Here is a 12,466-nt window from a genome sequence, read left to right on the forward strand (position 1 = left end):
GTGCGCATCGACGTCATCACGATCTTCCCCGAGTACCTTGCTCCGCTCGAACTCTCCCTCATCGGCAAGGCCCGCAAGGATGGGCTCGTGGATCTGCGCCTGCATAACCTGCGCGACTACACCCATGATCGCCACCACACGGTTGATGACACTCCCGTGGGCGGAGGCGCCGGCATGGTGATGAAGCCCGAGCCGTGGGCGGAAGCGTTTGCGGATGTGCTCGGCTCGGCGGAGAGGGAGTCCGACGGCGCCCTCACGTCACCGCTCGTGATTTTCCCTAATCCCGCGGGTGAACCGTTTACGCAGCGCGCCGCCGAGCAACGCAGTGAGGAGCCGTGGCTCATCTTCGCGTGCGGTCGCTACGAAGGCATCGACGAGCGCGTGTACGAATACCTTGGTGATCAGGGGGTGCGGGTCGCGCTCAGCTCACTTGGAGACTACGTGCTCAACGGTGGTGAGGTCGCGGTACTCGCGATGACCGAAGCGATCGTGCGGCTCGTGCCGGGCGTGCTCGGCAACCCGGAATCGATCATCGAGGAATCTCACACGAGCGGGCTGCTCGAGTACCCGCTTTATACGAAGCCCGCGAGCTGGACTTCGCCCGACGAGGTGCAGCGTGACGTGCCCGAGGTGCTCTTGAGTGGCCACCACGCGCGCATTGACGAGTGGCGGCGTGAGCGGTCCCTCGAACGCACGGCCGAGCGGCGGCCGGATCTTCTCGAGGGCCGTGCACTCCCCGGGGAGGCGGGCTCTCGTTAGCCTTCTTCGTGCTCTTCGCTCGGGTGTTGTGCCGCGCCGAGGTGACGGGCGAGGCGGCGCGTGGTGAACGGCCAGTAGAAGGCCGCGAAGGCGACTGCTGCGAGGCCGAATGCGCAGCCGATGTCGAGGAAAATGCGCGGCCAGAAGCCGCTCGTCATGAAAGCGTGGACCGCGCAGGCAAGGGACGCGAGCACAGCGAGGAAGCCGACCCCCAGGAGAACGGCGTTGAGAGGCTTGGCCTTCTCGCGGTGAGCTTTCGCCACCTTTGCCGATTCGGGTGTCGGCTCGACGTGTCCTTCCTCGACCGCCTCGAGCACCCCGTGGCGCTTTCGCGGCACCACGAAGTGCACCACGAGTCCCGCGATCACAAGGATGAGCGCGACGGCGAGTCCCACGATTGTCGCGAGTGCGGGATCCTCCGCGGTCCATGGGAGGAGGGCGAGGGTCCAGAAAAGCGCTGCGGGTGCGAGCAGTACAAGCACGAACGAGACGAGGTTTGAGACGTGCTCCTTGGTGGAGTGTTCGACGAATTTTCGGGCCTCCGCGCGCGTGAGGCCTTCGCTCGCGGTGGCTCGGCGCGATCCTCGACGCTGGTCGGCATCGCGGTTGTCTTTCTCGCTCACGTGAGGCTCCTTTCGTGCGATCAAGCTCGCATCCTTTGTCGCGGCATATCTTATTGCGTGCTGCTTAGAGCAGTGGCAGAATGGATGACCGTGCGTGTTGCGCCGTCACCTGCCTCGGGGGGTTGCGGCACGAGGCAACAGGGCAGATCCGTCGCCACCGGAATGGCGGCCAGAGGCCCGGCACACTTTGAATGATTCACAGACGACCTCGGCGGGCTTGTTCCGCCGCCAGGGGGTAAACCATTCGCCGTCCGACCCGGGGCGGGAGGCAGGAGAAAACTCATGCAGAAGTTCGATGAACTCGATGCGGCTCACCTCAAGAGCGACGTTCCCGATTTCCGTGCTGGCGACAACGTCAAGGTGCACGTGAAGGTTGTCGAAGGTAACCGTTCGCGTATCCAGGTGTTCCAGGGCTACGTGATCGCCCGCAAGGGTGGCGGCATCAAGGAAACCTTCCGCGTTCGCAAGGTGTCGTTCGGCGTTGGTGTCGAGCGCGTGTTCCCGGTTCACGCCCCGACGATCGACAAAATCGAGGTTGTGTCCCGCGGTGACGTTCGCCGTGCAAAGCTTTACTACCTGCGCGGCCTCACCGGCAAGAAGGCTCGTATCCGCGAGAAGCGCGAGCACTCCTGATTCGCGCTTTGCCGTCCCAATCTCAGCCGCGGCGATCGCCCCTCGTGTGGGTGATCGCCGCGGCTTTATGCGTGGTGTTTCTCGCCGTGTTTGGGGTGCGGCATTTCGTTGCCGAGACCTACCACGTGCCGAGCGGTTCGATGGCTCCCACGCTCGAGTCGGGGGAGTACATCCTCGTGGACCGTACGACGCGAGGCACCGCTACGCGCGGAAGCGTTGTGGTGTTTGACGGTGAGGGGTATTTCGGCGGTTCTTCCCGCTACTGGGTGAAGCGCGTGATCGGCGTGGGTGGCGACCGCGTACGCTGCTGCACCGATGACGGCCAACTCGAGGTCAACGGCCACCCCCTCGACGAGCCCTACCTCCCGGCTTCCCTCTCGCGTGCAAGCGCGATTGACTTCGATGTTGCCGTGCCCGAGGGGCGAATGTTTCTCCTTGGTGATTCTCGCAACGACTCCTCCGATTCGCGCAACCACCTTGGCGATCCCGGCGGAGGAATGGTGCCAGTGGAGCGCACGCGGGGGCACGTGACGCGTGTCGTGTGGCCCCTCACCGTTGCGCGAGAGATCTCCCACTAGACTGGAACAGATGTCTGAGCACGATAACTTCGCCGCCGCGGCTCCCGAGCAGGGAGAACCATCGACTGCCTCCCGCGCCGTCGATGCCGTCGAGGTGCCCACGCATCGGGCTGCCGGAAACGCGCGTGAGAGAAGGGGCGGGGCTCTCGCGACCGTGCTCGACTGGACCATCACGATCGTCGTGGCACTCGTCGTGGCCGTGCTCATTAAAACCTTCCTCGTGCAGCCGTTCTTCATTCCTTCGGCTTCGATGCACCCAACCCTCATGGAGGACGACAAGATCCTCGTCTCCAAGCTCCACCCGGGAGTTCTCGATCTTCACCGAGGCGACGTCATCGTTTTCCAAGATCCGGGTCATTGGGTGGGCGGCAACTCCGATAGGCCTCTCACAACCGGCCAGCAGGTGTCGAAGGCCCTCAGCTACGTGGGCCTCGCCCCCGACCCCACCGAGAATCACCTCGTCAAACGCTTGATCGGCACGGGCGGCGACCGCATCGTGTGTAAGGAGCGCGGCGGCTCGATGACGGTCAACGGCATCGAGCTCAACGAAACGTACATTGTTCCCGGCAATGGTGCCTGCCAGGTGTCTTTCGACGTCACGGTTCCCCAGGGAAAGCTGTGGGTCATGGGCGATAACCGTTTCAATAGCGCCGACTCTTCCGAACACTACGCGCGTGGCGAAGACCCCTTCGTCGATGAATCAAAGGTCACGGGCAAGGCGGTTCTGCTGTTCCTCCCGTTCGATCGATGGAGCACGCTCAAGGAGGGCGAGAAGGTTTTCGAGAAAGTGAACAGCGCCGAGAGCTCGGCAAGCGTCAGAACGGGGCGAACGAACAGCCTCACGCACCACGCGCTCGCCGCGTGATGCCTATGCCGAGCCCCACTGCGACCCCCGAGCGCGAACTGCAACGTGCGCAAGCCTTCTTTGATGCGCACCCCGATGCCGCTTCGTGCGCGGTCATCGGTCTTGACGAGGTTGGGCGCGGTGCGCTCGCCGGCCCGGTTGCGGTGGGGGCCTTCGCCCTTCGGTGCGAACGAGCTCAAGGCGCGGTTCCGACGCCTGCCGAGCTTCCGCCCGGACTCAAAGACTCAAAGCTCCTCAGCCCAAAAAGGCGTGAGGCGGCCTTTGCCGCTCTCGTGGGAGAGGGGCGCTCAATTCCCCTTCCGCTCGGCCCGACTTGCCCGTGCGGCAGTGTGAGCTGCCCAGCCGCCGTCGGAACCGCGCGCGCCCGGGAAATTGATGAGCACGGTATTTCCAGGGCTCTCACGCTCGCGGCGAATCGGGCGCTCGAGGCCGTACGCGAGGTACTCGATGTGCCGCTTGCCGGCGTCATTCTCGACGGGAACGTTGACTACGTGACGCGCGGACTCGCGGCGCCGCTCAGCTGCCCGCTGGACGTCGTGATTAAGGCCGACCAAACGTGCGCCGCCGTTGCAGCCGCGAGCATCCTCGCGAAGGTCGCGCGGGATCGGCACATGGCCGCGCTTGATGCTGAAGCACCCGGGTACGGCTGGGCGGGTAATAAAGGTTATGGTTCGAAGGCTCACCGCGAGGCGATCGTGCGGCTTGGCCTCCACGCCGAGCATCGCTCGAGCTGGAACCTCGTGCCCGCCGAGCAGCAAGTACTCGACCTGCCGCTGTAATCTTGAGACTCGTGGAAGCCGCGCGCTTCCGCATGAGTACACGACCTTCGACGTGAGGGAGAGAGCAACATGAACGTGCATGATCTCGACGCCTACGAGGCCGACATGGAGCTCCAGCTCTATCGCGAATACCGCGATGTCGTGGGAACCTACGCCTACCGCGTCGAGACCGAGCGCCGGCTTTATCTCGCGAACCAGGTCGACGTGCACGTTCAGCACGCGGGCGGCGAGGTATTTTACGAACTGAACCTCGCCGATGCATGGGTGTGGGATGTGCACCGCACTTCGCGATTCGTGCGCACCGTTCGTGTACTGACGTTTAAAGACGTCAACGTTGAAGAGCTCGAAAAGCCCGCGTTCGACATCTAAGAAGTCGACCGCAAAGGGGTGGCTCGCGCCCCACAGCGCTCGTCCGTCCACAAGTCGCAAGGTGGCCCCTGACACTGACGCGGGTATTCGGCATCGTGTGAGGCATGACGATCACGACAGGAGTCGACACCCGCGGTGCCGATAAGCTCCCCACCAAGAAACTCGGCAACCTCGGCGAGGACATCGCCGCCGATATCCTCGCGCGTTCGGGCTACGAAATTCTCGAACGGAACTTTCGCACGCGCCACGGCGAAATCGATATCGTCGCCCGAGAGGGTGACACCCTCGTGTTTGTCGAAGTCAAAACGCGGCGAAGCCTCGTGATGGGCTCTGCCGTGGGCGCGGTCGATGCGCGCAAAGTGCGCAAGCTTCGCACGATGATCGGCGCCTACTTCCTCGAGCGAAGCCCCCGGCATTCCCAGGTGCGACTCGATGCTTTCGGTGTGTTCGTGATGCCCGGAGGGTTCGTCGAGGTCACACATCTCAAGGCGGTCGGAGCATGAGCGTCGCGCGTGTACTGGGCATGAGCCTGTGGGGACTTGAAGGGCGCATTGTCGAGGTCGAATGCGAAATTAGTCGGGGGCTTCCCGCATTTGTGATCGTGGGACTTCCCGATTCCTCGACCCTCCAGGCGCGCGAGCGCGTCAAGAGCGCGTGTGCCAATGCCGGCCACGCCGTGGGGGAGAAGAAGGTCACCGTGAATCTCTCGCCGGCGTGGATGAAAAAGAGCGGCTCGGGATTCGACCTGCCGATAGCCGTCGCGACCCTCGCCGCGAAGGGTGTTCTCCCGCCGGGCAACCTCGAGAGCACATTGTTCGTCGCCGAGCTTGCCCTGGACGGCAGCCTCCGGCCGGTTCCGGGGATTTTGCCCGCCGTGCTCGCGGCGGAAAAGAGTGGGGTGCGGCGCGTCGTCGTGGCCGCGGCCAATGCTGAAGAAGCGCGGCTCGTGCCCGGTATTGAGGTTCGATCGGCGCGGCACCTAGGGGAGGTCATCGTGGGCTTCGGCGGTAAAGCCGAATGGTCGCGGCGCGCGCTCTTTGACGTGCCGGAACGCGAGGAGAGGGATGAGGGTGAGGATCCGGACATCGAGCGAGAACGCCTCGACTTCCTCGATGTCAAGGGGCAAAAGCGCGGGCGCGAGGCGGCAGAGGTTGCCGCGGCAGGCGGGCATCACATGCTCCTACTCGGGCCGCCCGGTGCGGGCAAAAGCATGATCGCCTCACGTCTGCCCAGCATCCTTCCTCCGCTCGAGGCCCAACGCGCCCTCGAATTAAGCGCGCTTTCCTCGATCGCGGGAGACTTCGATGCCACACGCGGCCTCGTGCGCGAGGCGCCGTTCATCGCGCCGCATCACACGTCAAGCGTCGCCTCCATCATTGGCGGCGGCAGTAATCTCGCAAGCCCCGGGGCGGTCTCGCGCGCCCACGGGGGAGTGCTGTTCCTCGACGAAGCGCCCGAATTTGCGCCGAAAGTTCTCGAGTCGCTCCGGGAAGTGCTTGAAACGGGAGAGGTGTCTCTTCATCGCACGCGTGGAGTCGCCACCTACCCAGCCGCGTTTCAGTTGGTGCTTGCGGCGAACCCCTGCCCGTGTGGAAACGCCGATGCGCGCGGCGACCGATGCCGCTGCACGTCCATGCAGCGCCGCCGCTACATGGCGAGGCTCTCGGGCCCAATTGTTGATCGCCTCGACCTTCGCCTCAGGCTTGCACCCGTACGCACGCTCAGCGGCGCATCGCGCGAGGAATCGAGTGCCGACATCCGCGAGAGAGTATGCGCGGCCCGAGAGGCGCAAAATCGGCGCCTCGACGGCAGCGGTTACGTCGTGAATGCCCAGCTGAGTGGCCGTTTTCTCGACCAAGAGATGCCGCTTGAGCAGAGCGATGAGGCAATCTTGGTGCGCGCCGTTGAACGAGGGCGTCTCACGATGAGGGGCCGCGATCGCGTGCGGCGAGTCGCGTGGACTCTCGCCGACCTTGCCGGTGCTCCTCGGCCCACGAGCGCGCATGTTGCTTCGGCCCTCGAGCTTCGAGGGGAGGATGCCGCATGAGCGCTGGGCACGTGGGAGAGCATCGTGTAGGGGCATCACCGGGGTATTTTTGGCAGCCGAGCGCAGTTCCCGCGGATGGTGCGGAGGCTGAAGCCGATCGTCGTGCAAGAGCGGTGTGGAGCGCCCTCGCCGAATCCACCGATGCGGCCGCTCGATATTTGTGGCTTGCGCGAGGTCCGGTGGAAGCCCTGAGCCTCGCACTCGAGGGGACGATACGCGAAATCGCCAATGTACTAGAGGAGGCGGCAGCCGATCCGGAGGCCGAGAGGCTCCACGTGACGGCCGCTCACGAATCAATGAGGATCCGCAACGCGCGCCAGGCTGCCGAGCGCGCGAAGGCAGCGTGGTCCGAACGTGCGGGAGAAGCACGAAATGTCCTCGAACGGTCAAGGGAAAGCGGCATCTCGCTCGTGCGCCCAGGTGAGGTTGGCTGGGTCTCTGGGCTTACTAAGCTTGGAATTAACGCCCCCTTTGCGCTGTGGCACGCGGGAAGCCGTGGCGGGTTGGAGGAGCGGAAGGCTGTGGCGCTCGTGGGGTCGCGCGGCGCGACTCGATACGGGACGAGCGTCGCCTACGATTTCGCAGCGGCACTCGCGGAGCACGGAGTACGCGTGGTTTCCGGCGGCGCGCTCGGGATCGATGCAGCGGCGCACTCGGGCGCCCTCGCTGCCCGAAGCGTGCACGAAGGAGGTGGCGGCACCGCCGCTTTCCTCGCGGGTGGGCTCGACGAATACTACCCGCGGGCAAACGCCGCACTCCTTACGCGAGTTCGGGGTGAGGGAGGGCTCTTTTCCGAAGCCCCCATTGGAGCGCGGCCTACCAGGTGGCGCTTTCTTTCGCGTAATCGCCTCATTGCGGCGGCAAGTGAGGCCACGGTCGTGGTCGAGGCGGCGTGGCGCTCGGGTGCGCTTTCTACCGCAGCGCACGCCGATGCTCTCTCGCTTCCCGTAGGTGCCGTCCCTGGGCCCGTGACTTCGGCCGAAAGCAGCGGGTGTCATCGCCTCATTGCCGAACGAGGGGCACAGCTGCTCTCACGGGTCGAGGACATCGAACTCATGATTTCCGGAGCATCCGGGGTCGCGGGATCCGTCGGAGCCGAAAACCCCGCCGATGCTAGCGGCGCGCTGCCGCTTGATGTCGAGCTTCTCGGGCCCCTCGATCGCCTCGTTTTTGATGGAATCCCGCGGTTTTCCTCAATTGGGGTGCGGGAGCTTGCTACGCAGTGCGCGCTTGATCGCGAGCAGGTCCGCGCGAGTCTCGCACGCCTCGAACTGCTTGGGCTCGCGGAGAACTCGGGTCACAGCGTGCGCCGCTTGGATGTGAAGAGCGCCTAGACCGGCGGCGGTGCGACCTTTCTTACGTAAGCGACGTTGAGAAGATACTTAGGCTGCCTATATAGTGAGGCTATGCAAAAAGGGGATTTCGACGGGCGTGAAGCCGGCGCTGCGAGCGATGATTCGCTCGACGAACTGGCGAATACCCTCGTGGCGAACGGGCTTCGCTTCAGCCGTGCCGCAGGGCGTAGCGCAGGAGGAAACCGTTCGCTCATTTCGGTGCGCGTTCTCGCAAACCTTCGGCATGGAGGTCCTCTTCGCGTGGGCGAACTCGCCGCACGCGAGTCGGTTTCGCAACCGACGATGACGGGGATTGTCAATCGCCTGGCGGCCGATGACCTCGTCGAACGGCGCTCGGACGCGAGCGATGCTCGTGCAAGCGTCATCGCACTCACGAACGCGGGCATGGCCGAACTTGAGCGCTCTCGCGCTGCCTCGGCCGAATCCGTACGCCCCGCGCTCGACGCGCTCGAAGCGGAAGATCTCCGCACCCTTGAACGCGCGGCGGTGCTTCTTGGTGACCTCGCCGAGATTCTCGTTCGCCGCGACCGCTAATCACCATTCTCCCCGTGCGCATCCACGCGCCCGAAAATCGTCAGATTGGAGTTTTATTCGAATGTCCGTTGCTGCCCCCGAGCACGCTCGCGTACACGACCAAGGTGCTCACGCGCCGCAAGCGCCGAAGCCCGAGAAGGCGCCCTCGATCCTGCATCAGCCCGTGGCCGTGTGGGCGATCGCCTTCGCCTGCATGGTTTCCTTTATGGGGATCGGCCTTGTGGATCCGATCCTTCCGGCGATTAGCCGCGAGCTCCACGCGAGCCCCTCGCAAACGATGCTGCTCTTCACGAGCTACCTGATTGTCACCTCGATTGCGATGTTCTTCAGCGGGTTCATCTCGAGCAGGCTTGGGGTGAAACGCACCCTGATCACGGGCCTCCTCCTCATCGTGCTGTTCGCGGCACTCGCGGGAACAGCGGGAAGCGTTGACGCGATCATCGGATTCCGCGCTGGATGGGGGCTCGGTAACGCCCTGTTCATTTCAACCGCACTCGCGGCGATCGTGGGTGCCGCTTCGGGTGGATCGGGCCAAGCGATCATCCTGTACGAGGCCGCGCTCGGTGTGGGGATGGCCGTGGGGCCGCTCGCCGGTGGTGCCCTTGGGTCGATCTCGTGGCGCATGCCATTTTTCGGCACAGCCGCACTCATGGCGATCGGCCTGATCGCCATCATCGTCCTTTTGCCGAAGCCCGCCGCCCAGCCCACCAAGGCCTCGCTCGGCGCGGGCTTTGCGGCGCTGAGTCGCCCACCGCTCTTGCTTCTGAGCGCCGCCGCGCTGTGCTACAACTTCGGCTTCTTCACGCTTCTTGCGTACTCGCCCTACCCTCTCGAGGCTGCGGCGCATTCGGCCGGAATTGAGTTTGGCGCGCATGAGCTCGGGCTTGTGTTCTTCGGGTGGGGCCTTGCCCTCGCACTCACCTCGGTTCTCGCTGCTCCGCGCCTCACGAGGCGCTTCGGGCTCATCCCGGTGTTGACGGCGACTCTCGCGCTTCTCGCGGCGTGCCTCGTGACCATGGCGCTCGGCGCGGATCGCCTTCCCCTTCTCGTCACTGCCGTCGTTGTGGCGGGCCTGTTCCTCGGTATTCTCAACACCGCCCTCACCGAGGCGGTCATGGAAGCCACCGATCTCCCGCGAAGCATTGCAAGCTCAACCTACTCGGGCGTGCGCTTCCTCGGTGGTGCGATCGCCCCGGCGGTTTCGGGTTCGATTGCGGATGCGCTCGGTGCCGGCGGCCCCTACTGGTTCGCGGCAGTGGCGATCCTCATGTCGATTGTGATCCTCGTGAGCGGCCACAAGCTCCTCACGCGAGTGACAACGCCACACACCACTCAGCAAGAAGAGGCCTCGGCCATCACTGCTGGCGACGAGGTTTAAGGCGCTCACTCGTGCCTTAATCTGGACCTGCCCCCTCGCGACGAAACACCTCTGCCCCCGGCTCCTTGCGAGTCCATAGCGGAGGTGTTTCGTCATGAACGCGAGCGCCTCAGCGCAGAATGCTCTTTTCCTCCACCAGTTTCGTCCATGCGCGTCCGAAGCCAAGGTGATCGGCGGCATTGACGGCGAAAAGTAGCAGTACAACAACGACTACAAGAATGCGGAGGATGTCGGCGATCGGGCCGGCCTAGCTTGCGGCGTGTGACGAGGAAGTAGATGTGGCACTCATGGCGGCTCCTTGAGCGTGGAACAATCTGTTCATGCTTAACGTGTGGTCATCTAGGTGGGTGAAAATGGGACTAAGAAACTAGAAAACTTGAAGCGGTTGGCGAGGGCGTTCGAGGGTTCAACGGGGCGCGTGCCACACTGGAGCTATGACCCCCACACGTGAAACGCGGACGCCTCGATCGGCCCGCGCGCTCCTCATCGCCGAAGGCGATGCAGAAGTTCTTGAACGCTACGAGCGGCATCTTCGTTTTGAGCGCGCGCGCAGCGAGCACACGATTCGGGGCTACCTTTCCGACGCGGTTTCCCTACTCGAATTTACGTTCCAAGAGAGCGCGGAGAGTGAGAAGCGAGGGGCGCGAGACCTGACAATCCAGGACCTGCGCGCGTGGCTCGCGGCAAGGGCCGAGGCCGGCCATAGCCCCACGACCCTGGCGCGCGGAGCCGCGGCTGCACGCACGTTCACTGCGTGGTTGCGTGAAGCGGGTCTCGTGGAGCTTGATCCAGGCAGACGCTTGCGGGCCCCCAAGCGTGGGCGCACCCTCCCGCACGTCATCAGTGCCGCTCAGGCGCGTGACATCCTCGAGGAAGCGGAGAGTGCTGCGCACGAGAAGGCCGTTGGGTTACAAGGTTCGCCCGAGGTCGATCCCATGCGCGTGCGCGATGCGGCCATCCTGGAGGTGCTCTATTCCTCCGGCTTGCGAGTCTCGGAGCTGTGCGCGCTCAATCTTGCGAGCGTGGATCGCCAGAATCGCACGCTGCGCGTGATCGGCAAGGGGAACAAGGAGCGGATTGTGCCGCTTGGGGCGCCCGCGCTCAACGCCATTGATCGGTGGGAGAGTATCGCGAGGTCGAGCTTCGTGCGCGACGAGCACGAGGCGCTCTTCCTAGGCGCGCGCGGAGGTCGCATCAACGATCGTGCGGTGAGGACCGTCGTCGACCGAGCCGCCCGAGAAGGAGGCCTTGAAGGGCACATCTCTCCGCATACGTGGCGACATAGTGCCGCGACGCACCTCATGGAAGGGGGTGCGGATCTGCGCAGTGTTCAGGATTTGCTGGGGCACTCCTCGCTCCAAACGACGCAGATCTACACGCACGTATCTGCCGAGCGCCTCAAGGAGGCCGTCAAGCAAGCGCATCCCCGAGCCTAAGGGGGGAGCGCGACGTCGGGCGACGTCACTTCGCGGTGGAGCGCGGGAAACGGCCAGCTCCCCTCGAAGGCGTGGAGCTGCCGCGGAGATAGACGTGGGGTGCGGTGGTGTGCGGCCCTACGCGACTGGCAGAAGAACGCTTGGCCCACGCCCCTCGAGAAGCGGCAGTGGGTCCAGATAGTCCTTCCCTCGTTTGGCACCGAGGTGTACGCATCCGGCCTCACAGTGGGCGTACTCCGACGGTTGCTCGATCACCCCGATGAGCTGCCCTTCTCTCACGGCATCTCCTTTGGAGACCGAGGCGAGAACCGGCTCGTACGTCGAAGTGAGCCCGTTGCCGTGGAGGATCGCGATCACGGGTTTGCCCGCGACCTTCCCCGCGAAAGTCACGGTGCCGCTCTCCACGGCTCGAACCTCGAGGGCGCCACCGGCGATGTCGAGGCCGCGGTGCCCCGGCCCGTATCGATGCGCGGGTGCTTCGAAGAAGCGCACCACCTCGTGGGCGGGGCCCACGGGCCAGGCCCACATGCCCTCGTGGGCGCTCGAGTCAAGCAGCGGTGGTGGCTCCGGTGAAGCGAGCGCCTCGAGGGCCAAGGCTGCGCGGTGAGCACGATTGATGATCGCGCTCACGCGCTCCTGCGGGAAGTCCTCTTCACCCGTGCCGTGAGCGGGCGCGAACGCGAGGGCGCCCGCGCCGATGAGGAGCATGAGAATCACGAGAACGCGGGTGCCGAATCTGATGGAGATATGCATGCCTCAAGCACACCGTGCTCTCGTGCGGGTGCCAAGGGGGAGTGCTCATGCTGTGGAAACGCGAGGGGTGTGCAGTGTGAGGCGCGGACTCGCTCACACGTCCCTCAAGATTCGTGCGGGAGTCAGGTTCGCTGTATTAGAGTTGCCGTAGCACTCGCATGCGCGGGTGACTTCGCGCGCCCACTCGCGCGCGCGTGCCATCGTTCCACAACTCTCCCGTGAGGGAAGTGGCGGCACAAACGCAGGGCGCTAGGGCGAGCCGGCAACCGTCGGCCCGTAATAAACGAGAACAGGCTTTGCGCGAGAACCCCATCGAACCCACGCCACATGCGCGTGAGCGAGGCGGGCGAGCCCAGA

The 12,466-nt window shown here is 64.6% G+C and carries 14 protein-coding genes; 12 read left to right on the forward strand and 2 right to left on the reverse strand.

Annotation, left to right across the window (positions count from 1 at the left end; genetic code table 11):
- On the forward strand, positions 1–759 hold the full coding sequence (trmD, locus tag D8M36_RS05500) for a tRNA (guanosine(37)-N1)-methyltransferase TrmD (RefSeq protein ID WP_126847339.1): 759 nt from the start codon (positions 1–3) through the stop codon (positions 757–759).
- Here trmD and D8M36_RS05505 read toward each other — a convergent pair.
- On the reverse strand, positions 756–1,382 hold the full coding sequence (locus tag D8M36_RS05505; protein ID WP_065248261.1) for a hypothetical protein: 627 nt from the start codon (positions 1,380–1,382) through the stop codon (positions 756–758). The genes trmD and D8M36_RS05505 overlap by 4 nt on opposite strands.
- A gap of 282 nt (positions 1,383–1,664) precedes the next feature.
- Between D8M36_RS05505 and rplS the strand changes: the two genes are divergently transcribed.
- The 11 genes from rplS (at position 1,665) to D8M36_RS05560 (ending at position 11,356) form a co-directional block, all read left to right on the forward strand.
- Positions 1,665–2,015, forward strand: a complete 351-nt coding sequence (gene rplS, locus D8M36_RS05510) for a 50S ribosomal protein L19 (RefSeq protein ID WP_065248260.1) — start codon at positions 1,665–1,667, stop codon at positions 2,013–2,015.
- A gap of 50 nt (positions 2,016–2,065) precedes the next feature.
- The gene (gene lepB, locus D8M36_RS05515) at positions 2,066–2,593 is read left to right on the forward strand and encodes a signal peptidase I (RefSeq protein WP_342342900.1); all 528 of its coding nucleotides are present in this window, start codon (positions 2,066–2,068) and stop codon (positions 2,591–2,593) included.
- A 10-nt stretch (positions 2,594–2,603) separates the two neighbouring features.
- Entirely contained in the window at positions 2,604–3,458 is an 855-nt protein-coding gene (gene lepB, locus D8M36_RS05520; protein ID WP_126847341.1) for a signal peptidase I, read from the forward strand.
- Positions 3,459–3,463: 5 nt separating this feature from the next.
- Positions 3,464–4,237, forward strand: a complete 774-nt coding sequence (locus D8M36_RS05525) for a ribonuclease HII (RefSeq protein ID WP_223845762.1) — start codon at positions 3,464–3,466, stop codon at positions 4,235–4,237.
- A 69-nt stretch (positions 4,238–4,306) separates the two neighbouring features.
- The gene (locus D8M36_RS05530; protein WP_065248257.1) at positions 4,307–4,606 is read left to right on the forward strand and encodes a DUF2469 family protein; all 300 of its coding nucleotides are present in this window, start codon (positions 4,307–4,309) and stop codon (positions 4,604–4,606) included.
- 104 nt (positions 4,607–4,710) lie between these two features.
- Positions 4,711–5,109, forward strand: a complete 399-nt coding sequence (locus D8M36_RS05535) for a YraN family protein (RefSeq protein ID WP_126847343.1) — start codon at positions 4,711–4,713, stop codon at positions 5,107–5,109.
- Positions 5,106–6,653, forward strand: coding sequence for a YifB family Mg chelatase-like AAA ATPase (locus D8M36_RS05540; RefSeq protein ID WP_126847344.1), 1,548 nt, complete (start codon positions 5,106–5,108; stop codon positions 6,651–6,653). Before D8M36_RS05535 ends, D8M36_RS05540 begins: the two co-directional genes overlap by 4 nt.
- Positions 6,650–7,987 carry a DNA-processing protein DprA gene (locus D8M36_RS05545; protein WP_126847346.1) on the forward strand — a complete coding sequence of 446 codons (1,338 nt, stop codon included), beginning with the start codon at positions 6,650–6,652 and terminating at the stop codon, positions 7,985–7,987. Before D8M36_RS05540 ends, D8M36_RS05545 begins: the two co-directional genes overlap by 4 nt.
- A 72-nt stretch (positions 7,988–8,059) precedes the next feature.
- Entirely contained in the window at positions 8,060–8,542 is a 483-nt protein-coding gene (locus D8M36_RS05550; protein WP_126847348.1) for a MarR family winged helix-turn-helix transcriptional regulator, read from the forward strand.
- A gap of 61 nt (positions 8,543–8,603) precedes the next feature.
- Positions 8,604–9,920 carry an MFS transporter gene (locus D8M36_RS05555; RefSeq protein WP_126847350.1) on the forward strand — a complete coding sequence of 439 codons (1,317 nt, stop codon included), beginning with the start codon at positions 8,604–8,606 and terminating at the stop codon, positions 9,918–9,920.
- A 434-nt stretch (positions 9,921–10,354) separates the two neighbouring features.
- Positions 10,355–11,356, forward strand: a complete 1,002-nt coding sequence (locus D8M36_RS05560) for a tyrosine recombinase XerC (RefSeq protein WP_126847352.1) — start codon at positions 10,355–10,357, stop codon at positions 11,354–11,356.
- 117 nt (positions 11,357–11,473) lie between these two features.
- On the opposite strand, the gene D8M36_RS05565 is transcribed toward D8M36_RS05560, so the two are convergent.
- Positions 11,474–12,109, reverse strand: a complete 636-nt coding sequence (locus tag D8M36_RS05565) for a M23 family metallopeptidase (protein ID WP_238638393.1) — start codon at positions 12,107–12,109, stop codon at positions 11,474–11,476.
- Between the last annotated feature and the right edge of the window lie 357 nt (positions 12,110–12,466).

It is taken from the genome of Dermabacter sp. HSID17554, assembly GCF_003989295.1.
In the GTDB taxonomy this organism is placed as follows: domain Bacteria; phylum Actinomycetota; class Actinomycetes; order Actinomycetales; family Dermabacteraceae; genus Dermabacter; species Dermabacter vaginalis.

Coding starts and splice junctions, on each gene's coding strand:
- rplS (WP_065248260.1), top strand. CDS start 1,665: ATGCAGAAGTTCGATGAACTCGATGCGGCTCACCTCAAGAGCGACGTT.
- D8M36_RS05560 (WP_126847352.1), top strand. CDS start 10,355: ATGACCCCCACACGTGAAACGCGGACGCCTCGATCGGCCCGCGCGCTC.
- D8M36_RS05525 (WP_223845762.1), top strand. CDS start 3,464: ATGCCGAGCCCCACTGCGACCCCCGAGCGCGAACTGCAACGTGCGCAA.
- D8M36_RS05565 (WP_238638393.1), bottom strand. CDS start 12,109: ATGCATATCTCCATCAGATTCGGCACCCGCGTTCTCGTGATTCTCATG.
- D8M36_RS05550 (WP_126847348.1), top strand. CDS start 8,060: ATGCAAAAAGGGGATTTCGACGGGCGTGAAGCCGGCGCTGCGAGCGAT.
- D8M36_RS05540 (WP_126847344.1), top strand. CDS start 5,106: ATGAGCGTCGCGCGTGTACTGGGCATGAGCCTGTGGGGACTTGAAGGG.
- D8M36_RS05555 (WP_126847350.1), top strand. CDS start 8,604: ATGTCCGTTGCTGCCCCCGAGCACGCTCGCGTACACGACCAAGGTGCT.
- D8M36_RS05530 (WP_065248257.1), top strand. CDS start 4,307: ATGAACGTGCATGATCTCGACGCCTACGAGGCCGACATGGAGCTCCAG.
- D8M36_RS05545 (WP_126847346.1), top strand. CDS start 6,650: ATGAGCGCTGGGCACGTGGGAGAGCATCGTGTAGGGGCATCACCGGGG.
- lepB (WP_126847341.1), top strand. CDS start 2,604: ATGTCTGAGCACGATAACTTCGCCGCCGCGGCTCCCGAGCAGGGAGAA.
- D8M36_RS05535 (WP_126847343.1), top strand. CDS start 4,711: ATGACGATCACGACAGGAGTCGACACCCGCGGTGCCGATAAGCTCCCC.